General features: G+C 72.4%; 13 protein-coding genes and 1 tRNA gene. 9 read left to right on the top strand and 5 right to left on the bottom strand.

What is annotated here, in order from left to right:
- Positions 1-124: 124 nt before the first annotated feature.
- The 4 genes from ACH4C6_RS17220 to ACH4C6_RS17205 all read right to left on the bottom strand — a co-directional run bounded on the left by ACH4C6_RS17220 (position 125) and on the right by ACH4C6_RS17205 (position 6,704).
- On the bottom strand, positions 125-1,504 hold the full coding sequence (locus ACH4C6_RS17220) for an OFA family MFS transporter (protein WP_398109402.1): 1,380 nt from the start codon (positions 1,502-1,504) through the stop codon (positions 125-127).
- A 122-nt stretch (positions 1,505-1,626) separates the two neighbouring features.
- Positions 1,627-3,771 (bottom strand): acetate--CoA ligase family protein, encoded by a 2,145-nt coding sequence (locus tag ACH4C6_RS17215; RefSeq protein WP_398109401.1) that lies wholly within the window; start codon positions 3,769-3,771, stop codon positions 1,627-1,629.
- A 4-nt stretch (positions 3,772-3,775) separates the two neighbouring features.
- Positions 3,776-5,011 carry a formyl-CoA transferase gene (frc, locus tag ACH4C6_RS17210; protein ID WP_398109400.1) on the bottom strand — a complete coding sequence of 412 codons (1,236 nt, stop codon included), beginning with the start codon at positions 5,009-5,011 and terminating at the stop codon, positions 3,776-3,778.
- 10 nt (positions 5,012-5,021) lie between these two features.
- A complete protein-coding gene (locus ACH4C6_RS17205) occupies positions 5,022-6,704 on the bottom strand; it encodes a thiamine pyrophosphate-binding protein (RefSeq protein WP_398109399.1) in 1,683 nt (560 codons plus the stop codon).
- 143 nt (positions 6,705-6,847) lie between these two features.
- On the opposite strand from ACH4C6_RS17205, the gene sucC reads away from it, so the two are divergent.
- The 3 genes from sucC to ACH4C6_RS17190 are packed head-to-tail and all read left to right on the top strand — an operon-like array spanning position 6,848 to position 10,491.
- Positions 6,848-7,978 (top strand): ADP-forming succinate--CoA ligase subunit beta, encoded by a 1,131-nt coding sequence (gene sucC, locus ACH4C6_RS17200; RefSeq protein WP_398109398.1) that lies wholly within the window; start codon positions 6,848-6,850, stop codon positions 7,976-7,978.
- A 14-nt stretch (positions 7,979-7,992) separates the two neighbouring features.
- Positions 7,993-8,919 (top strand): succinate--CoA ligase subunit alpha, encoded by a 927-nt coding sequence (gene sucD / locus ACH4C6_RS17195; RefSeq protein WP_398109397.1) that lies wholly within the window; start codon positions 7,993-7,995, stop codon positions 8,917-8,919.
- Between the two features lie 30 nt (positions 8,920-8,949).
- A complete protein-coding gene (locus tag ACH4C6_RS17190; protein ID WP_398109396.1) occupies positions 8,950-10,491 on the top strand; it encodes an aldehyde dehydrogenase family protein in 1,542 nt (513 codons plus the stop codon).
- Between the two features lie 49 nt (positions 10,492-10,540).
- Here the strand turns inward: ACH4C6_RS17190 and ACH4C6_RS17185 are convergent, their stop codons facing one another.
- Positions 10,541-11,878: a DUF2254 domain-containing protein gene (locus ACH4C6_RS17185; protein ID WP_398109395.1), complete on the bottom strand. Its 1,338-nt coding sequence runs from the start codon at positions 11,876-11,878 to the stop codon at positions 10,541-10,543.
- 141 nt (positions 11,879-12,019) lie between these two features.
- Here ACH4C6_RS17185 and ACH4C6_RS17180 point away from each other — a divergent pair.
- The 6 genes from ACH4C6_RS17180 (at position 12,020) to ACH4C6_RS17155 (ending at position 20,695) form a co-directional block, all read left to right on the top strand.
- Positions 12,020-12,104 (top strand) — tRNA-Leu (locus tag ACH4C6_RS17180).
- A 172-nt stretch (positions 12,105-12,276) separates the two neighbouring features.
- A complete protein-coding gene (locus ACH4C6_RS17175; RefSeq protein ID WP_398109394.1) occupies positions 12,277-14,037 on the top strand; it encodes a S8 family serine peptidase in 1,761 nt (586 codons plus the stop codon).
- A gap of 28 nt (positions 14,038-14,065) precedes the next feature.
- Positions 14,066-15,130 (top strand): ComEC/Rec2 family competence protein, encoded by a 1,065-nt coding sequence (locus ACH4C6_RS17170; RefSeq protein ID WP_398109393.1) that lies wholly within the window; start codon positions 14,066-14,068, stop codon positions 15,128-15,130.
- The gene (locus ACH4C6_RS17165; RefSeq protein ID WP_398109392.1) at positions 15,127-16,407 is read left to right on the top strand and encodes a patatin-like phospholipase family protein; all 1,281 of its coding nucleotides are present in this window, start codon (positions 15,127-15,129) and stop codon (positions 16,405-16,407) included. Before ACH4C6_RS17170 ends, ACH4C6_RS17165 begins: the two co-directional genes overlap by 4 nt.
- Positions 16,408-16,798: 391 nt before the next feature.
- On the top strand, positions 16,799-18,874 hold the full coding sequence (gene fusA / locus ACH4C6_RS17160) for an elongation factor G (RefSeq protein WP_398109391.1): 2,076 nt from the start codon (positions 16,799-16,801) through the stop codon (positions 18,872-18,874).
- Positions 18,875-19,282: 408 nt separating this feature from the next.
- Positions 19,283-20,695: a family 2B encapsulin nanocompartment shell protein gene (locus tag ACH4C6_RS17155; protein WP_398109390.1), complete on the top strand. Its 1,413-nt coding sequence runs from the start codon at positions 19,283-19,285 to the stop codon at positions 20,693-20,695.
- The last annotated feature ends 9 nt before the right edge of the window (positions 20,696-20,704 follow it).

The raw sequence follows: 20,704 nt of genomic DNA, 5'->3' as shown, positions 1-20,704 counted from the left end.
ACCCACCACCCACCCGCGGGCCCGCGCGCGCCGCGGCCCGGCGCGCCGCCCCCCGGGGGGGGGCCCCCCCCCCCGGCCGGCGGGGGGGCCCCCCCCCGGACCGTGCCGACCCGGCCTCGCCGGGTCACTCCTCCCCGAGCGGACGCGGATTGGGCGTCACGCGCCGGTCCTTGGACCGTCCCGGCGGGTGCAGGAACAGCGCCACGCAGCCGGCGAACAGCGAGATGCAGCCGGCCAGGGTGAAGGCACCGTTGTAGCCCCAGGCGCCGACGACCACGGCTCCCATGCCCGCGCCCAGTCCGGAGACGAGCTTGGAGCTGTAGACCATGCCGTAGTTGGTGGCGTTGTTGTTCTCGCCGAAGTAGTCCGCCGTCATCGCCGCGAACATCGGGAAGATGGCCCCGCCGCCGAAGCCGGAGACGGCGGAGAAGAACAGGAACAGCGGCAGGTTCCCGATCTCGGCCGACCAGATGATGCCGAACTGGGCGAGACCCAGGATCGCGCACACGTAGAGCAGGCACTGCTTGCGGCCGTACAGGTCGGACAGCCAGCCGATGACGCCGCGGCCGGTGCCGTTGACGATCGCCTTCAGCGACATCGCGGTGGCCACGACGCCCGCCGCGAAGCCCGCCTCCTCACCGATGTCGACCTGGAAGGCGATGCCGAAGATGTTCACGCCGGAGGTGCAGGCGAGACAGAACCACATCAGCGCCACCCGGCCGGTCCGCCAGGCCTCCAGCGGGCTGTACTGCTTGGTGGCCGGGGGGTTCTTCTCCAGCGAGCGCCGGGCGCGCGGATCGTCCGGCGGGTTCAGCGGGTCGACGGAGGCCGGCCACCAGTTCTTCGGCGGGTCCCGGAAGTAGAAGCCGGCGACAGCCACGATCGCGGCCAGGAACACACCCGCCGAGACCAGCACCCAGCGGAAGTTGGAGCCGTCCATGTAGCCGTGGAAGATGAAGACGAAGGGCACCGAGCCGTAGGCGAAGCCGCCGTTGACGAAGCCGGTCTTGCCGCCCCTGCGCTCCGGGTACCACTTGCCGACCATGTTGACGCACGTCGCGTACACCATGCCCGCGCCCATGCCGCTGAAGACGCCGAACCCGATGAAGGCGAGCGCGACATGCGGCGCGAACGCCAGCGACAGATAACCCAGCAGCGTGCCGGCCGAACCCAGCATCATCGCCCAGCGCGCGGGCAGCTTTCCGTTCTCGCGCAGCCGCCCGGCGGGGAAGGCGACCGCGGCCTGGCAGAAGATCCAGGTGGTCATCATCCAGTAGATGCTGCCGCTGGACCAGTGGTGTGCCTCGTGCAGCGTGTCCTCGGCGGACGCGAACGCGTACTCGGCGGAGGAGATGCCCATCATGCCGATCCAGGGCAGGATCACCATCCACTTGCGCTTGCGCCCCATGATGTCGATGTCGGTCTCACCGAGCCGGTAGACGCGGCCGTTCGCGTCGGTGACCTCCCGGTGGGGAACCGTGGTGGGCAGATCGGTCGTTGTCATGTCGTGTCGCACCCCTTGCGTCGAAAGATCTGGCCAGCGCCCCCTGTCCCATGCCTTTCGTGCGCGTGCGGGTCCCGGGGCCGGCCGACGCGCACCGTCGGCCGGCCCCCCGCTGCCTCACCTCATATACCGCCCCCCAGCAGCCCCGCCTCCCGCGCCCAGCGGTACTTCGCACCGAGCACGGCCACCGGCTTCTCGGTCGTGTACGGGTACGCCACGACCCCGCGTTCGAAGAGGTACTGGCAGGCCTCCTCGACCTCCACGTCGCCCGCGAGCGACGCCACCACGGGCTTCTCGATCCCGCGCTCCCGGAACTCGGCCACCACGCGCGCGGTGAGCTCGGCGAAGACCATCGGGGGAGTGACGATCGTGTGCCAGTAGCCGAGCACCAGCGCGTGGATGCGCGGATCCTCCAGCCCCAGCCGGATCGTCGCCTCGTACGTCGACGGCGGTTCACCCCCGGTGATGTCCACCGGGTTGCCCGCGGCCCCGAAGGGCGGGATGAACTCACGGAACGCCTCGTCCAGGTCGGGCGGGATCTCCATCAGGGACAGACCGTTGTCCGTCACCGCGTCGGAGAGCAGCACCCCGCTGCCGCCCGCGCCCGTGATGATCACGACGTTGCCGCCCTGGGGTGCGGGAAGCACCGGCAACGCGCGCGCGTACTCCAGCATGTCGTTCAGCCCCGGGGCCCGGATCACCCCGGCCTGCCGCAGGATGTCGTCGTACACGGCGTCGTCGCCGGCCAGGGCGCCGGTGTGCGAGCCGGCCGCCTTGGCACCGGCCGCCGTCCGCCCGGCCTTCAACACGATCACCGGCTTCTTCGGGACGGTCGCCCGGGCGGCCTCGACGAAGGCGCGCCCGTCCTTGAGGTCCTCCAGGTGCATCGCGATGCAGTCGGTGTGCGGGTCCTCGCCGAACCAGGTCAGCAGGTCGTCCTCGTCCAGGTCCGACTTGTTGCCGAGCCCGACGATCGCCGACACACCCGTCTTCGTCGTCCGCGCGAAACCGAGGATGGCCATCCCGATGCCGCCCGACTGCGAGGTCAGCGCCACCCCGCCCTTGACGTCGTACGGCGTGCAGAACGTGGCGCACAGGTCCTGCCAGGTCGAGTAGTAGCCGTAGATGTTCGGCCCCAGCAGCCGCACGCCGTGCCGCTCGGCGATCGACACGATCTCCGCCTGGAGTTCGTGCTCGCCGGTCTCGGCGAACCCCGAGGGGATCAGCACGGCGTTCGGGATCTTCTTGCGTCCCACCTCCTCCAGGGCCGAGGCCACGAACCTGGCGGGGATCGCGAAGACCGCCACATCCACCTCACCGGGAACGTCCGTGACACTCTTGTACGCCCTGCGGCCCAGGATGTCATCGGCCTTGGGGTTCACCGGGTGGATCTCGCCCGCGAACCCCCCGTCCAGGAGGTTGCGCATCACCGAATTGCCGATCTTCCCCTGCTCGTTGGAGGCACCGATCACGGCCACCGAGCCGGGCTGCATCAGCCGGCGCATCGAGGTGAGGATCTCCTCGCGCGTGTACGTCCGGCGCGGCGCCGGCTGCGACTCGGCGAGGATCACCCGGATGTCGGCCGCGACGGCCCCCTCCGCCGTCGCGATCACCGGATTGAGGTCCACCTCGGCGATCTCGGGGAAGTCCGCGACGAGTTGGGACACACGCCGGATCTGCTCGGCGACGGCCCACCGGTCCACGCCCGCCTGGCCGCGCACCCCGCGCAAGATCTCCGCCGAGCGGATGGAGTCCAGCATCGACAGCGCCTCGTCGGCGTCCACCGGCGCCAGCCGGAAGGTGACGTCCTTGAGCACCTCGACGAGCACCCCGCCGAGCCCGAAGGCCGCCACCTTCCCGAACGTCGGGTCGGTCACCGCCCCGACGATGACCTCCCGGCCCTGCGGCAGCAGCTCCTGCACCTGCACACCCGCGATGCGCGCGTCCGCGTCGTAGGCACGCGCGTTCTCGACGATGCGGTGGAACGCGGCCCGTACGTCCGCCGCCCCCTCGACCCCGACGACCACACCGCCGGCGTCGGTCTTGTGCAGGATGTCCGGCGAGACGATCTTCATCACGACCGGCCCGCCGAAGCGCGCCGCGTACGCCACGGCCTCCTCGACGTCGGTGGCCAGTTCCTCGCCGGGGACGGCGATGCCGTACGCGTCGGCGATCACCTTGCCCTCGGGCGCGGTCAGCGCGGTCCGGCCCTCCGCCCGTACGGAGTCCAGCACGGACCGCACGCGGGCGAGGCGGTCTTCGGTCATCACGTCAGATCACCCCGTTCGACTTGAGCAGGCGCACTTCCTCATCGCCGAGGCCGAGTTCGCCGACGTAGACCTCTTCGTTGTGCTCGCCGAGGAGCGGTGAGGCGGTCACCTCCACCGGGGAGTCCGACAGCTTCAGGGGGCTGCCGACGGTGACGAACTCGCCGCGCTCGGGGTGGGGCACGGTGACGACCATCTCGTTGGCCACCAGGGACCGGTCCTCGATGATCTCCCGGGTCGACAGGATCGGCCCGCACGGGATGTCGTGCGCGTTGAGCCGCTCCAGCACCTCCCACTTGGGCAGCGTCGAGGACCACTCCTCGATCAGCTGGAACAGCTTGCCGAGCTTGGGCAGCCGCGCCTCGGGCGTGGCCCACTCGGGGTCGTCGGCCAGTTCGGGCCGGCCGATGAGCGCGCTGATCGGGCGCCAGCCGACCGGCTGCACGATGACGTACACGTAGTCGTTCGGCCCGCCCGGCGCGCACTTGACCGCCCAGCCGGGCTGGCCGCCGCCGGAGGCGTTCCCGGACCGGGGGACCTCGTCGCCGAAGTCCTCGTTGGGGTACTCGGCGAGCGGCCCGTGCGCCAGGCGCTGCTGGTCCCGCAGCTTGACCCGGCAGAGGTTCAGCACGGCGTGCTGCATGGCCACGTTGACCCGCTGCCCGCGCCCGGTGTGCTCCCGCTGGTAGAGCGCGGCGAGGATGCCCGCCACGGCGTGCACGCCCGTGCCCGAGTCGCCGATCTGGGCGCCCGTCGCCAGCGGCGGTCCGTCCTCGAAGCCGGTGGTCGACATCGACCCGCCCATGGCCTGCGCGACGACCTCGTACGCCTTGAAACCGGTGTACGGGCCCTCGCCGAAGCCCTTGATGGAGGCGTAGACGATGCGCGGGTTGATCTCCTGGATGCGGTCCCAGGTGAAGCCCATCCGGTCGACGGCGCCCGGGCCGAAGTTCTCCACCATCACGTCGGAGCGGCGGATCAGCTCGGTGAGGATCTCCTGGCCGCGTTCGGTCTTGGTGTTGAGGGTGATGCTCCGCTTGTTGCAGTTGAGCATCGTGAAGTAGAGGGAGTCGACGTCCGGCAGGTCGCGCAGCTGCTTGCGCGTGATGTCGCCGGTCGGCGCCTCCAGTTTGACGACGTCCGCGCCGAGCCAGGCGAGCAGCTGGGTCGCCGACGGTCCGGACTGGACGTGGGTCATGTCCAGGACGCGGACGCCGTCGAGGGCCTTGGTTCCTGTCATCGAGGGCACCTCACTTGTACATGGTCTGGTTCATGGTTCCGGGGGCGTACGCGTCGGGGTCGACCCAGACGTTGATCAGTGACGGCTTGCCGGACTCGCGGGCGCGCCGGAGGGCGGGGCCGATGTCGGCGGGGTCGCGGACCTCCTCGCCGTGACCGCCGAGCATCTGCGCGAACTTGTCGTAGTGGACGTCGCCGAGGGTGTTGCCGACCCGCTCGCGCTCCTTGCCGTACTTGGCGGCCTGGCCGTAACGGATCTGGTTCATCGAGGAGTTGTTGCCGACGATGCCGACGAAGGGCAGGTCGTAGCGGACGAGGGTCTCGAAGTCCCAGCCCGTGAGCGAGAACGCGCCGTCGCCGAACAGCGCGACGACCTCCTTGTCGGGCCGCGCCTGCTTGGCCGCGAGGACGAAGGGGACGCCGACACCGAGCGTGCCGAGAGGGCCGGGGTCCATCCAGTGGCCGGGCGACTTGGGCTGCACGACCTGCCCGGAGAAGGTGACGATGTCGCCGCCGTCGCCGATGTAGATCGAGTCCTCGGTGAGGAAGTCGTTGATCTCGCCGACCAGTCGGTACGGGTGGATGGGCGAGGCGTCGGACCTCAGGCTCGGCAGCCGCTTCTCCAAGGCGGTCTGCTCGGCCGCGCGCAGTTCGTCCAGCCACTCCTTGCGCCTGGAGGCGCCGTCGTTGACGCGTCCGGAGGCCGCCTCGGCCACCGACTTCAGCACCAGTCCGGCGTCGCCGACGATGCCGAGGTCGATGTCGCGGTTCTTGCCGACCGTGCGGTAGTCGAGGTCGATCTGCACGACGGTCGCGTCCGGCGACAGCCGCTTGCCGTAGCCCATGCGGAAGTCGAAGGGGGTGCCGACGATGACGATGACGTCGGCGTGGGAGAAGGCGTACCGCCGGGAGAGCTGGAAGTGGTGCGGGTCGCCGGGCGGCAGGGTGCCGCGGCCGGCGCCGTTCATGTACGCGGGGACGTTCAGGGCGCGCACCAGCTCGACGGCGGCTTCGGTGCCCCGGGTCGTCCAGACCTGGCTGCCGAGCAGGATGGCCGGCTTCTCGGCGTGCACCAGCAGGTCGGCGAGCTTCTCGATCGCCTCGGGATCGCCGGCCGAGCGGGTGGAGGCCCGGTAGGCCCCGGCGCGCGGCACCCGGGCCTTCGACACCGGGACCTTGGCGTCCAGCACGTCGCGCGGGATCTCCAGGAAGGAGGGGCCGGGCGCGCCGTGGTAGCACTCGCGGAACGCCATGGACACCATGTCCGCCGCGCGCGCCGTGTCGGGCACGGCCGCCGCGAACTTGGTGATCGGCGTCATCATGTCGACGTGCGGCAGATCCTGCAGGGACCCCATCTTGTGCTGGGTGAGGGCCCCTTGGCCGCCGATCAGCAGCATCGGGGACTCCGCGCGGAAGGCGTTGGCAACACCGGTGACGGCGTCGGTCGTCCCCGGGCCCGCGGTGACCACGGCGCAGCCGGGCCTGCCGGTGAGGCGCGCGTAGCCGTCGGCGGCGTGGGCGGCGACCTGCTCGTGGCGGACGTCGACGACCTCGATGCCCTCGTCGACGCAGCCGTCGTAGATGTCGATGATGTGGCCGCCGCACAGCGTGTAGATGCGGTCGACCCCCTCGGCCTTCAGCGCCTTGGCTACGAGATGACCACCGGAGATCACGTCCTGGGTGTCGTCGGGCATGGCGAAGTCCTGTCCCTTCGTAGGGGGTTGGGGCGGCTCGCGGTACATTGCATACAGTCGACGAATACTGTATGAAGCTTGTTATCCCGCATCCGGTGGGTGGTGTCCAGGGGGCGTGCGGCACTTTCGAGTCAGGAGCCGGAATGGACCTGTACGAGCACCAGGCAAGGGAACTCTTCGAGGAACACGGCATCGTGGTGCCGCGGGCCGAGGTCACGGACTCGGCCAGGGAGGCCCGCGAGATCGCCCGCCGGCTCGGCGGCCGGGTCGTCGTGAAGGCCCAGGTGAAGACCGGCGGCCGCGGCAAGGCGGGCGGGGTGAAGCTCGCCGCCGACCCGGCCGCGGCGGAGCTCACCGCCCGTCAGATCCTCGGCATGGACATCAAGGGCCACCCGGTCGGCACCGTCATGCTCGCCCGGCCCGTGGACATCGAGGCCGAGTTCTACGTCTCCTACGTGCTGGACCGCGCGGCCGGCCGGTTCCTCGCGATCGCCTCCGCCGAGGGAGGCATGGACATCGAGGAGGTGGCCGCCTCCCGGCCCGAAGCCGTGGCCCGCATCCCCGTCGACCCGGCCACCGGAGTCACCTCCGCCACGGCGGCCCGGATCGCGGAAGCGGCCGGACTGCCGCCGCAGACCGCCGACGTGCTCGTCCGCCTCTGGCAGGTCCTGGTCCGCGAGGACGCCCTCCTGGTCGAGGTCAACCCGCTCGTGCGCACCCGGCAGGGGCGGATCCTCGCCCTCGACGGCAAGGTCACCCTCGACGACAACGCCCGCTTCCGGCAGGCCCGTTGGGGCGCGGAGGACACCGGGCAGGGCGACGGTCCGGAGGCCGCGGCCGCCGCCAAGGGCCTCAACTACGTCAAGCTGGACGGCGAGGTCGGCATTATCGGCAACGGCGCCGGACTCGTGATGTCGACCCTGGACGTGGTGGCGGCCTGCGGCGCCCGCCCGGCCAACTTCCTCGACATCGGCGGCGGAGCGGGCGCCCAGGTCATGGCGGACGGACTGTCGGTGGTCCTCTCCGACCCGGCCGTCACCTCCGTCTTCGTCAACGTCTTCGGCGGGATCACCGCCTGCGACGCGGTCGCCGACGGCATCGTCCGGGCACTGGACACCGTCCGGCTGACCAAACCGCTCGTCGTACGGCTCGACGGCAACAACGCCGCCCGGGGCCGGGCCGTTCTCGACCGGTGCGCGCACCCCCTCGTCGAGCAGGTCACCACCATGGACGGCGCCGCCGCCCGTGCCGCCGAACTCGCCGCCACCGCCTGAGAAGAGGGAACGCCATGGCCATCTACCTGTCCAAGGAGAGCAAGGTCCTCGTCCAGGGCATGACCGGCGGCGAGGGCATGAAGCACACCCGGCGGATGCTGGCGGCCGGCACGAACGTCGTCGGCGGCGTCAACCCCCGCAAGGCCGGCCGCACCGTCGAGTTCACCGTCCCCGAGGGGCCGGACGGCAGGGGAGGCGCCTCGGTCGCCGTGCCCGTCTTCGGTTCCGTCGCCGAGGGGATGCACGCGACCGGCGCGGACGTCACCGTCGTCTTCGTCCCACCCGCCTTCGCCAAGGCGGCCGTCGTCGAGGCCGCCGACGCCGGCATCGGCCTCGCGGTCGTCATCACCGAGGGCATCCCCGTGCACGACACCGTCGCCTTCACCGCGTACGCCGGCCGGAGCGGCACGCGTCTCGTCGGCCCCAACTGCCCGGGCCTCATCAGCCCGGGCCAGTCCAACGCCGGCATCATCCCGCCCGACATCGCCGGTCCGGGCCGTATCGGGCTCGTCTCCAAGTCGGGCACGCTGACGTACCAACTCATGCACGAACTGCGCGACGTCGGCTTCTCGACGTGCGTCGGCATCGGCGGCGACCCCGTCGTCGGCACCACGCACATCGACTGCCTCGCGGCGTTCCAGGACGATCCCGACACCGATCTGGTCGTCCTCATCGGCGAGATCGGCGGCGACGCCGAGGAACGGGCGGCGGCCTACATCCGCGAGCACGTCACCAAGCCCGTCGTCGGCTACATCGCCGGATTCACCGCACCCGAGGGCAGGACCATGGGCCACGCGGGAGCCATCGTCTCCGGCTCGTCCGGCACGGCCCAGGCGAAGAAGGAGGCCCTGGAGGCGGCCGGAGTACGGGTGGGCGGCACCCCGACCGAGACCGCGAAGCTCGTGCTCGAGCTGCTCGAAGACCGGCAGCGAACGGCCTGAACCACCGTGCACCGAGAGCGGAGCCCTCGCATGACCCCCACCCTCATCCTGAAGCCGGGCACGGCCTGGTCCGACGCGTGGCAGCGCTGTCTGGCCGTCGCCCCCGAAGCCTTCCGGGACGACCGCGTCCTCACCCTCTGGAACGCCGGCTGGCGGCCCGACGGCCGCGTCCTGCCCGCCGTCAGCCCCGTCGACGGCAGCCCGGTCGCGGGCCCGCCGCGGCTGGACGGCACCACCGCGCACCGGGCCGTGCGCGCCGCCCTGGACCAGCACCGCGCCTGGCGGCACGTCCCCCTGCCCGAACGCCGCGCCCGCGTCACGGCCACCCTCGACGCCCTCACCGAACACCGGCGGCTGCTCGCACTGCTGCTGGTGTGGGAGATCGGCAAACCCTGGCGGCTCGCCCAGGCGGACGTCGACCGCGCCATCGACGGAGTGCGCTGGTACGTCGACGGCATCGAGCCCATGATCGACGGCCGGGCCCCGCTGGACGGGCCGGTCTCCAACATCGCCAGCTGGAACTACCCGATGAGCGTCCTCGTCCACGCCCTGCTGGTGCAGGCACTGGCGGGCAACGCGGTCGTCGCGAAGACGCCCACCGACGGCGGGGTCGCCTGCCTGACCCTGGCGTCGGCGCTGGCCGCCCGCGAAGGACTGCCCGTGACCCTGCTCAGCGGCAGCGGGAGCGACCTGTCGAAGGCGCTCGTCCGGGCCCCCGAGATCGGCTGCGTCTCCTTCGTCGGCGGACGCGACACCGGCGCCGCCGTCGCCACCGCCGTCGCCGACCTCGGCAAACGCCACGTACTGGAGCAGGAAGGGCTCAACACCTGGGGCATCTGGAACTTCTCGGACTTCGACGCCCTCGCCGCCCTCGTCCCCCAGCTGTTCGACTACGGCAAGCAGCGCTGCACGGCCTACCCGCGCTTCGTCGTCCAGCGGGACCTGTTCGACGCGTTACTGGCGGCGTACCTCCCGGCGGTGCGCACGCTGCGGGTCGGGCACCCGCTCGCCGTCGAACAGCCGGACGACCCGCTGCCCGAGCCGGACCTCGGGCCGCTGATCAACGCGGCCAAGGCCAAGGAACTGCGCGACCAGGTCGCCGAGGCGATCGAGCGCGGCGCCGTGCCGCTGCACCGCGGCGACCCCGCCGAGGCCCGCTTCCTGCCCGGCCAGGACACCTCCGCCTACGTCCAGCCCGTCACGCTGCTCCACCCGCCGCCGTCCTCGCCGCTGCACCACGCGGAGCCGTTCGGCCCGGTCGACACCGTCGTCCTGGTCGACACCGAGGCGGAGCTGCTGGCCGCGATGAACGCCTCCAACGGCGCGCTCGTCGCCACACTGTCCACCGACGACCGGGCCACCTACGACCGACTCGCCCCGCACATCAGGGCGTTCAAGGTCGGCCACGGGACGCCCCGCTCCCGGGGCGACCGGGACGAGCTGTTCGGCGGACTCGGCGCCTCCTGGCGCGGCGCGTTCGTCGGCGGTGAGCTGCTGGTCCGCGCGGTGACGCGGGGCCCGGCGGGGGAGCGGCCGCCCGGGAACTTCCCGGAGTACCGGCTGCTTCCCTGACGAGGGGCCCTCGGGCCGGGCCCCGGGGCGCGCATGCCCCGGGTCCCGGTCAGCCGATCCCCTGCCGGTCCGGGTGCAGGGCGAACGCGCGGTCCGCCGGTGCGGAAGCGGTCAGGTCGACGGCCTGCCGCAGCAGTTCGCGGTGGCGCAGCAGCGGCTCGCGTCGATCCGGCGGTGCGAGCAGGAGCAGGTCGTCCAGGCCGGCCAGCAGCCGGCGGCACACCTGCGGACTTCCCGTCGCACAGCCCCGCACCTCACTGAACCCGAGGTCCACCAGCTCGGTCCACCCCGGCAGGGGCTGCACCAGCCGCACCGCGCCGGCGCGGTCCCGGTGCCGGGCGGCGTCCAGCGGCCGCCGGCTCAGGGCGGCCAGGACCTGCACGACCCGGTCCAGGGCCTGCACCGCCGTGGTCGGATCGTTGATCGCGGACGACAGGGCGCGCAGCGCGATGTCCGCCAGTTGCCGCAGGCCGAAACCGAGATCCTGGTGGTAGGTCCGCTCCACCCCCACGGAGACCGCGCCGCGCAGCGCCCTGCGCGGCGGGACCGGCCCGCCGTGGACCGCCAGCACCGGCATCCCGGGCACCACGAAGTCCCCGATGCGCGGGATGAGCCGCAGCACCACCCCGTGCTTGCGGGCCACCCGCACCAGCCGCGCGATGTGGACGTCGCGCAGCACCCCGGCCCGGCCCTCGTGCGGCACCCACGCGACCTCGGGACCGAGCCCGGCCGGGTCATCGTCCTCCACGGGCACCGGCACCGGCATCGAGGCCACCACCCGGAAGGACTCCGTGGCGATCCGGGCGATCACCTGGCTGATCCGCATCAGCCGCAGGGTGCTGTTCACGTAGAGGACGAACAGGAGCAGGCTCAGCGCGACCATGCACAGCGTGAGGACCGACTGCACCAGGGGCACCGACGTGGCTGCACGGGGGTCGTCGACACTGTCGAAGGAGGTCAGGACCAGCAGGGTCAGCACGAAGGTCGCCAGGAACACGGCGAAGGTCGCCTTGGTGATCCGGCTCCGGACGAACAGCCGCACCACCCGCGGGGTGAACTGCCCGCTCGCCATCTGCACCGCCACCAGCGAGATGCTGAAGACCACACCGATGAAGGTCATCATCGCGGAGCTGACCGCGTTCACCACGGCCTTCGCGTCGTCCGCGAACCGCAGCAGCTCGTCGAGGGTGTCGAAGTCCCGGTCCTCCCGCAGCGCCTCGACGAGGGCCGTGTCGAGCAGCTGCGCCCCGGCCCAGACGACGAAGACGCACACCATGGCCGCGGTGGGGGCGAACCAGAACGTGTCCCGCAGATGCTCCCGGAGCGGTGACAGGGCGCGGGGGCGGCGCCCGCGCGAGGGGCTCTGCGTCACCATCCAGTCACTCATGGTGCGACCCTAGAGGCATCGGGCCGCGAGGTCCCGGACCCCCGCCCGGCGGACGGAAACGCAGGTGAAAGGCGCTCCGAAAGCTTGGTATGGTTGTCCGTGTCGCCGCGGGGAGCACCCCTGCAAGGCGGCGGACACCTCGTCCGGGTGGCGGAATGGCAGACGCGCTAGCTTGAGGTGCTAGTGCCCTTTATCGGGCGTGGGGGTTCAAGTCCCCCCTCGGACACGGACCAGCCCGGGCGGGCCGGGAATCATCCCGGCCCGCCCGGGCTGTCGTGCGTCCCGGACGCGGTTGCAGCGGCCATGATCCGGACCGACGATGGAATCAGGCCCTCGACGGTCTCCACCGTCCTCCACTCCCTCGCGCAGGGCCGCACACCGGCACACCGGGAATCCTCATGGACCGAGCCGACCTCTCAGCGGTGTTCTACGGGGAGGGTCCCGTACCCGTCCTGTGGGCCACCTACTGCCCGGTCCACTTCGACGTGTGGCTGGCGTTCTCCCAGCCGCCGGACGACCGGGGCGACGCCTCCGGGGCGGAGCAGCCGCGGCGGGACCTGATCCTCGCGATCCGCGAGGAGTTCGGCGTGGAGCAGGTGCTGGACCGTCTCCAGAGCCGCGCCCTGACCCGCGCGTGCCGTCCCATCGCCGCCGGCAGCTTCGTCGCGGCGCAGCTCACCCTGAAGGAACTCGTCAGCGACATGCTGCCTCTGACCAGCCTCGCCGGTGCCGTGCGCGTCGCCCGTGAACTCGCCCTCGACAGCGGCACGGAGGGCATCGAGGCGGCCCTCGCCGGACACGTCAGGACCCCGGCCACCAGCGAGATCCACGACAGCATGGAGCGCCGGCAGGAGCGCGGACGGCACGTCACCTGGCTGCTGCGGCTGCTGCACCGTGTCGTCGACGGCTCCCGGCCGGACCTCGACGGGCACGAAGCCGTCACCGCCGTCCTCGTCGACATGCTGGACGCCGTCGTCATCGACGGCACACCCGTGCGCAGGCCCCACGCCCCCGGCGGCCGGGGCGCCGACCGGCGGCAGAAGTACCCGGTCGTCTCCGTCACGACGAACCGGCCGGCGACCGTCGCGGTCGTCCGGTCGCGCCGCACCATCAAGGCCGACGCCGCCGAACAGGTCTTCTCCGTCGACACCGCCTCCATCGGCTGGGCGGTCGTCGACAGCGGCATCGACCCGCGCCACCCCGCCTTCCACGACTGGGACACCACCGGGCCGGTGCCCGAGCAGCTCGAGTCCCGCATCGCCCGCGCCTTCGACTTCACCGACGTGCGGCGCACACTCGGCGCCGACGTGCTCGTGGGCGGACTCGTCAACTGGGCGGCCGCGCTGCCGTCCCTCGACACCACGCCGTCCCCCGGGCAGCCGCCCCGGCCCCCGCCCGGCGACCAGCACGGCACCCACATCGCCGGGATCATCGGTGGCTGGTGGCCGGAGCTGGAGTTCCGGGGCATCTGCCCGCGCATCCGGCTCTACGACTTCCGGGTCCTGGACGACGCGGGCGCAGGCGACGAGTTCTCCATCGTCACCGCGCTGCAGGCGATCCGGCACCTCAACGAGCAGGCCGGGCGGTTCATCGTCGCCGGGGTCAACATCAGCCTGTCGGTGCCGCACGACGTCGCCGGCCACTCCACCGGGTGGACGCCGGTGTGCGTCGAGTGCGACCGCCTGACGCGGTCGGGCGTCGTCGTCGTCACCGCCGCGGGCAACTCCGGCTTCGCCGGCACCGCGCGGACCCTCGGCGCCGACTACCGCGACATCAGCATCTCCGACCCCGGCAACGCGGAGTCCGTCATCACCGTCGGCTCCACCCACCGCAGCAACCCCCACCGCCACGGCGTCAGTTACTTCTCCAGCCGGGGCCCCACCGGCGACGGCAGGCCCAAGCCCGACCTGGTCGCCCCGGGGGAGGACATCGACGGCCCCATCCCCGGCGAGGGCATCGCCGCCATGCACGGCACCAGCCAGGCCGCGGCCCACGTCAGCGGCGCCGCGGCCATGCTGCTGGCCCGCCACCGGGAACTGCTCGGCCGCCCCGAACGCGTCAAGGACATCCTGTGCGCCACGGCGACCGACCTCGCCCGCGAACGCCACTTCCAGGGCCACGGACTGGTCGACGTGCTGCGCGCCATCCAGTCCGTGTGACGCCCCGCCCCACCCGTCAGGAGCCGACATGCTCACCTTCGATTTCCTCGACGCCCGGCACGGCGACTGCTTCCTCGTCCACTGGGGCCCCTCCGGTGAGCGGGTGATGCTCGTCGACGGCGGCCCCGGCGGTGTCTACCGGGCCACCCTCCGCGGACGGCTGCGGCAGCTCGGCGACCCGCCGCACGTCGACGTGGTCTGCCTCTCCCACGTCGACGACGACCACGCCGGCGGGCTGGTACGGCTCTTCAGGGACATGCGGCAGGCCCAGCAGGACGGGGAGGCCCTGCCGTACGCGGTGGACGCGCTGTGGTTCAACTCCGTGGAGGAACTCGTCGACCGGCGCGCCCCCGGACTGAGCGCATCCGTGCGGCCGTTGATGGAACGCGCCGCCACCGACGCCGCCGTCGGGGCCAGTTACTTGCAGGGCCGCGACATCCGCGACGCGGCGGGCCCGCTGCACCTGGAGGGCAACGTCCCCTTCGGCGGCCCGCTCACCGAGGGCGCGGAGGCCGAACTCGCCGACCTGGACGTCACGGTCGTCGCCCCCGACGAGCAGGCCGTACGGGAGCTCGAGGAACGCTGGCGCGAGGCCAAGGCGCGCGAGGACCCCGAGGTCATCACCGCCGGGTACACCGACGGCTCGGTGCCCAACCTGTCCAGCATCGTCCTCCTGCTGCGCCACGAGGGCCGCACCGCCCTGCTCACCGGTGACGCCCGCGGCGACCGCGTCCTGGCCGGACTGCGCGAACTCGGGCTGCTCGACAGCGCCGAACCCCTCCACCTCGACCTGCTGAAGCTCCCGCACCACGGCAGCGGCCGCAACGTCGACACGGACTTCTTCGAGCAGGTACGGGCCGACCACTACGTGATCTCCGCCGACGGCGTCCGCCACCACCACCCCGACGAGGAGACCCTGCGCATGCTCGTCGGCTCCCGGGACCCGGACGAGGAGTACCTCGTCCACCTGACCAACCACATCCCCTTCGCCGAGGAGGAGCTGGCACGGCTCGGCGAGGGCCGCTCCTTCGGTGTCGACGTCCGGGACCCCGCCGCGCAGGCCCTCCTCATCACGATCGGGGACCGGCCATGACCACCTTCCGGCACGCCCCGGCCCCGCCCGCCGACCCGGCCGGCGCCCTGCCCGCCGCTGATCCGCGGTGGACCGTGGACTCACCCGCCGTGGGCACCGGCCTGACGGCGCGCCCCTGCGGCGACAGTCTGCGCCCCGCCGAACCGCCCGCCACGACGCGGCCGGTCGCCCTCGCCCTGTCCGGCGGCGGATTCCGCGCCACCCTCGCCGCGCTGGGCTTCGTCCGGCTGCTGGCCGACGCCGGGCTGCTGTCCCGGCTGCGGTACTCCTCGTCCGTGTCCGGCGGTTCGGTCGCCAACGGGTGCCTGGCCACCGCCTGGCCGGCCCTGCGCGAGGCGGGGTTCACCGCACGGGCCGTCGACGAGATCCTCGTCGCACCGGTCGTGGACCGCGTCTCCCACCACTCCCTGAAGCACGCACTCGTCGGCGGACTGTGGCGCACCCTCGGCCCCACGACCCGCACGGACCTGCTGGCCCGGCGCCTGGACGAGTGGTTCCTGCGCGGGACGGAACTGGAGCGGCTGGACGCGCAGGTGCGCTGGATCGTCAACGCCGCCAACCAGACCACCGGCGCCCGCTTCACCTTCGAACGCGACGTGTACGGCGACTACACCATCGGCCTGGCACCCACCGCGGGCACCGGACTGCGGCTGAGCCGGGCCGTGTCGGCCTCCGCCGCCGTGCCCGGCGCGTTCCCGCCCGTCGTCCTGGACCCGCGCCCCTTCCCGTGCGCCACCCACCCGCCCGCCCTGCTCGACGGCGGCACGTACGACAACACCGGCCTGGAAGCCGTCGACGGGGACCGCTACCGCCACACCTTCCTGTGCGTCCTCAACGCCGGCGGGCTGCTGCGCCCCGGCGTCTACGGCCGTGTCCCCGTGGTCCGCGACCTGGCCCGCGCCAACTCGCTGCTGTACCGGCAGAGCACCACGCTGCGCACCCGGGCCGTCGTCGAGCGGTTCGAGCGGGCCCGGGCCGTGGGCCCGGACGAAGCCGTCCCGCACGGCGCCCGGCGAGGCGTCCTGGTCCAGCTCTCCACCCACTTCCCCGCGGACCGCTCCGACGCCCTCGGCCGCTGGCGCGCGGCCTTCACCGAGCAACCCCTCCACGAGGGGCGGCACCTCGCCCTCGTGCCGACCGTCTTCGACCGTCTCGACACCGGTCTATGCCGGGCCCTGGTGCACCGCGGCTGGTGGCTCGGCGGCGCCGCCCTGGCCGCCTTCCACCCGGAGCTGCTCCCGGACGACCTGACGGCTCTCAACCCCCCGCAGCGGTGAGTCCGGGGCCACGGCACGGCCCGGACGCCGCCGAGCAGGCGGACGCCTTCCGCGAGCGGCCGTGCCGCCCCGATAATCCCTCGCCCCCGGCCCGCGTCCCTCCCTACACTCACGCACGTACCCGCGCCGCCCACGACCCGGCCCGGTGCACCGACGCGACGAACGAAGGGGGACGGCCGTGCGTGACCACACCGCCACCGTCTCCCTGCCGCGCCACGAGGTGATGCTCGTGTCCCGGTCGCCCCGGTGCCCGCTGCGCGGCGGCACCGGCTGACCGGGACGAACCCCGGGCCGGACACCAGTACCTGACGTTACGTCAGGTCGGCACCGGCCTGCTCACCCGGCGAATCGCGCTGTCGTCCTCCCGATTCGCACCGAAAGGCCCTGGGCCGTGCGCAACCACCGCAACCCGCTCGCCGCCGTCCGCAACCTCGGCATCCTCGCCCACGTCGACGCCGGCAAGACCACCGTCACCGAACGGATCCTGTTCGCCACCGGAACCACGCACAAGCGCGGCGAGGTCCACGACGGCACCACCGTCACGGACTTCGACCCGCAGGAGCGGGACCGGGGCATCACCATCTTCGCCGCCGCCGTGAGCTGCGTCTGGGACGGGTACCGGATCAACCTCATCGACACCCCCGGCCACGTCGACTTCGCCGACGAGGTGGAGCGCGCGCTGCGCGTGCTCGACGGTGCGGTGGCGGTGTTCGACGCGGTGGCCGGCGTCGAGCCGCAGAGCGAATCGGTGTGGCGGCAGGCCGACCGGCACGGCGTCCCGCGGATCGCGTTCGTGAACAAGATGGACCGCGCCGGCGCCGACCTCGACGCCGTCGTCTCCTCGATCCGGGAGCGACTGCACCCGGCCCCGCTGCTCGTGCAGTTGCCCATGGGTGCGCAGGAGGCCTTCACCGGCGTCGTCGACCTCGTGCGCATGCGCGCACTGCTGTGGCGCGCCGGCGGCACCGTCGAGGAGGCGCCCGTGCCGGACGGCATGCGGCGGGAGGCCGCCGCGCGCCGCCGGAGGCTGGAGGAGGCCGTGGCGGAGCTCCACCCGGACGCGCTGGAGGAGTTCTGCGCGACGGGCGCGCTCACCGAGGGCACCCTGCGCTCGGCGCTGCGGGACCTGACGCGGGACGGCGACGGCGTGGTCGTGCTGTGCGGATCGGCCTACCGCAACCGCGGTGTCGAACCACTGCTGGACGCCGTGGGGGCGTACCTGCCCTCCCCGCTGGACGTGCCGCCCGTCACGGGCACGCACGCCGGTGAGGGGCAGCGACGGCCCGCCGACCCGGCGGCGCCCGTGGCCGCGCTCGCGTTCAAGGTGCACGCCACCCCGACGGGGCGGCTCACCTACCTGCGGATCTACTCGGGGACCCTGGAGAAGGGGGACATCCTGTGGGACGCGACGGCGGGCCGCTCCGAGCGGATCGGGCGGATCCTGCGGGTCCGGGCCGACCGGCACACCCCCCTGGAGCGTGCCGTCGCCGGCGACATCGTGGCCGTCGTCGGGCCGAGGTCCGCGCGCGCCGGCTCGACGCTGTGCGCGCCGGACGCGCCGCTCGTGCTGGAACCGCCCGGCGTGCCCGAACCGGTGGTGTCGGTCGCCGTCGAAGCCCGCAGGGCGGGCGAGACCGGCCGGCTGGCGTCGGGACTGGCGCGGCTGACCGAGGAGGACCCCTCGCTGGCCGTGCGGACCGATCCCGAGACCGGGCAGACCCTGCTGTCCGGCATGGGGGAACTGCACCTGGAGGTGGCGGTGGAGAAGCTGCGGCGCGAGCTGGCGCTGGAGGTCGCTGTCGGCCGGCCTCGGGTCAGCCACCGCGAGACCGTCGGCCGCGGAGTGACCGGCATGGTGTTCCGGCACGTCAAACAGGACGGCGGGGCGGGCCAGTTCGCCCACGTGGTCCTCGATGTGGAGCCCTGCGACCGTGACTTCGTGTTCCGTTCCACCGTGACCGGCGGACGCGTGCCGCAGGAGTACGTCCGGGCGGTCGAGGCCGGCTGCCGGGACGCGCTCGGCGAGGGGCCGCTCGGCGGGCACCCGGTGACCGGGCTGCGCGTGACGCTGACGGACGGGGCGACCCACGTCAAGGACTCCTCGGAGACGGCGTTCCGCACGGCCGGCCGGCTCGGACTGCGCCAGGCCCTGCGCTCCTGCGCGATGGTCCTGCTGGAGCCGGTCGTCGAGGTGACGGTCACCGTGCCCGTCGACGCGGTCGGCGCGGTGCTGGGCGACCTCGCCGCCCGGCGGGGCCGGGTGACCGGTTCGGCCACCCGGGCGGGCACGGTCGCGGTCGTCACCGCCACCGTGCCGCTCGCCGAACTGTTCGGTTACGCCGGCCGGTTGCGCGGCCGCACCCAGGGTCGCGGCACGTTCACCGCCCGGCCCACCGGCTACGCCCCGGCTCCGGCCGTGACACCGGCGCGCCAGGTGCATCGACGCGCAGGGTTGTCCACGCGCTGATCGGTGGGCGGCCGCCGAGTGGGGTGTGGTGAGGAGCCGGGACCACGGCACCTCCGGGTTCTTCCTCTTCACCGACCTCCTGGGCCGGCCGCCCGGCGCGCCGCCACCGGTGCGTCCTCCGTCGCGGTCTCCCCGTTCATGGCGGGCTGATCAGCCGCGTCGAAGCGGCTGATCAGTCCGCATCGACGCGGGGCGGGCGACGGCAGCTCACGGGCGGCTAAACCCATGGCGACCGATTGTCACTGCTTCGAGGTAAGCCCGCCGACTACCGGGTGGGTGCAAGCACGTCGGCCTTTAGCTTGGTGATGGGCGGAGTCCCCCGCCCCGTGCTCGTTGCCCACTCTCCCTGTCTCCCGGTTGGCGGCCTGGTCTGCCGGGCGCCCGTCGCACAAGGAGCAGCTCCTTCCGATGACCGTCGACAGCAGTCCGGAAACTCGGACCCCAGTGCCGCAGCAGTCACTGAGCACCGCCGCCGCTCGCAACCTCGCCACGACCACGAAGTCCATCCCGCAGATGCAGGAGATCACCTCGCGGTGGCTGCTGCGGATGCTGCCCTGGGTCGAGACCGAGGGAGGCGCCTACCGGGTCAACCGACGGCTGCGCCACACCGTCGGCGACGGACGCATCGAGTTCGTGCAGGAGGGCGCCACGGTCAGGGTGATCCCCGGAGAGCTCGGCGAACTGGCCCTCCTCCGCGGCCTGGAGGACCCCGACGTCCTCACCGCCCTGGCGGAGCGATGCACACAGCACGACTTCGCGGTGGGCGAGGTCCTCGCCGAGCGCGGCAGCCCCGCCGACCGGATCCACCTGATCGCGCACGGCCGTATCAGCCAGACCTCCGCAGGCAAGTACGGCGAGGAGAGCACCGTCGCGATGCTCGCCGACGGTGAGCACTTCGCAGCGAGCGCCACCCTGCTGGACCCCGACGCCCGTCACGACTGCACGTTCACCGCGCAGACCGCGGGCACCCTGCTCACGCTCACGCGCTCCGACTTCGCCGCCGTCCAAGCAGCCGCGCCCCAGTTGCAACGCCATGTCGACGAGTTCTGCTCGCGCAGCCGGCAGCGGCAGAACAAGCACGGGGAAGCGGAGATCGCCGTATCGGCCGGCCATGTCGGCGAGGCCGAACTGCCGGGCACCTTCGTCGATTACGAGGTGAAGCCGCGGGAGTACGAGCTCTCACTGGCCCAGACCGTGCTGAGGATCCACACCCGGGTCGCCGACCTCTACAACGGGCCGATGAACCAGACCGAGCAGCAACTGCGGCTGACCGTCGAGGCCCTGCGTGAGCGCCAGGAGCACGAACTGGTCAACAACCGCGAGTTCGGTCTGCTGCACAACGCCGACTTCAAGCAGCGCATCCAGCCCCGCTCCGGACCGCCGACACCGGACGACATGGACGATCTGCTCTGCCGTCGACGCGGCACGAGACTCTTCCTCGCCCACCCCAGGACCATCGCGGCCATCGGCCGTGGCTTCAACGCCTACGGTCTCCACCCCGACCATGTCGACCTCGGCGGACAACAGGTCCCCGCCTGGCGCGGGGTCCCCATCCTGCCGTGCAACAAGATCCCCATCAGCAGGGAGCAGACCAGCTCGATCATCGCCATGCGCACGGGCGAAGACAGCCAGGGCGTCATCGGCCTGCGGCAGACCGGCCTGGCCGACGAGTACGAACCGGGCCTGTCCGTGCGGTTCATGGGCATCAACGAGCAGGCGATCATCTCCTATCTGGTCACCACCTACTTCTCCGCCGCGGTCCTCCTGCCCGACGCCCTCGGTGTGCTGGAGAACGTGCAGATCGCCCCCCAGCCGCACTGAAGCCGGCAA

Origin of the sequence: Streptomyces sp. NPDC017943, assembly GCF_044328425.1 — a bacterium.
GTDB lineage: Bacteria > Actinomycetota > Actinomycetes > Streptomycetales > Streptomycetaceae > Streptomyces > Streptomyces djakartensis_A.
This window is presented reverse-complemented; position numbering and strand designations above follow the sequence as displayed.

Excerpts from the sequence above, each read along its gene's own strand:
- ACH4C6_RS17205 (WP_398109399.1), bottom strand. The coding sequence starts at position 6,704 with ATGCCCGACGACACCCAGGACGTGATCTCCGGTGGTCATCTCGTAGCC.
- ACH4C6_RS17165 (WP_398109392.1), top strand. The coding sequence starts at position 15,127 with ATGACCACCTTCCGGCACGCCCCGGCCCCGCCCGCCGACCCGGCCGGC.
- ACH4C6_RS17185 (WP_398109395.1), bottom strand. The coding sequence starts at position 11,878 with ATGAGTGACTGGATGGTGACGCAGAGCCCCTCGCGCGGGCGCCGCCCC.
- frc (WP_398109400.1), bottom strand. The coding sequence starts at position 5,011 with ATGACAGGAACCAAGGCCCTCGACGGCGTCCGCGTCCTGGACATGACC.
- ACH4C6_RS17175 (WP_398109394.1), top strand. The coding sequence starts at position 12,277 with ATGGACCGAGCCGACCTCTCAGCGGTGTTCTACGGGGAGGGTCCCGTA.
- ACH4C6_RS17155 (WP_398109390.1), top strand. The coding sequence starts at position 19,283 with ATGACCGTCGACAGCAGTCCGGAAACTCGGACCCCAGTGCCGCAGCAG.
- ACH4C6_RS17170 (WP_398109393.1), top strand. The coding sequence starts at position 14,066 with ATGCTCACCTTCGATTTCCTCGACGCCCGGCACGGCGACTGCTTCCTC.
- ACH4C6_RS17215 (WP_398109401.1), bottom strand. The coding sequence starts at position 3,771 with ATGACCGAAGACCGCCTCGCCCGCGTGCGGTCCGTGCTGGACTCCGTA.
- sucD (WP_398109397.1), top strand. The coding sequence starts at position 7,993 with ATGGCCATCTACCTGTCCAAGGAGAGCAAGGTCCTCGTCCAGGGCATG.
- sucC (WP_398109398.1), top strand. The coding sequence starts at position 6,848 with ATGGACCTGTACGAGCACCAGGCAAGGGAACTCTTCGAGGAACACGGC.
- ACH4C6_RS17190 (WP_398109396.1), top strand. The coding sequence starts at position 8,950 with ATGACCCCCACCCTCATCCTGAAGCCGGGCACGGCCTGGTCCGACGCG.
- ACH4C6_RS17220 (WP_398109402.1), bottom strand. The coding sequence starts at position 1,504 with ATGACAACGACCGATCTGCCCACCACGGTTCCCCACCGGGAGGTCACC.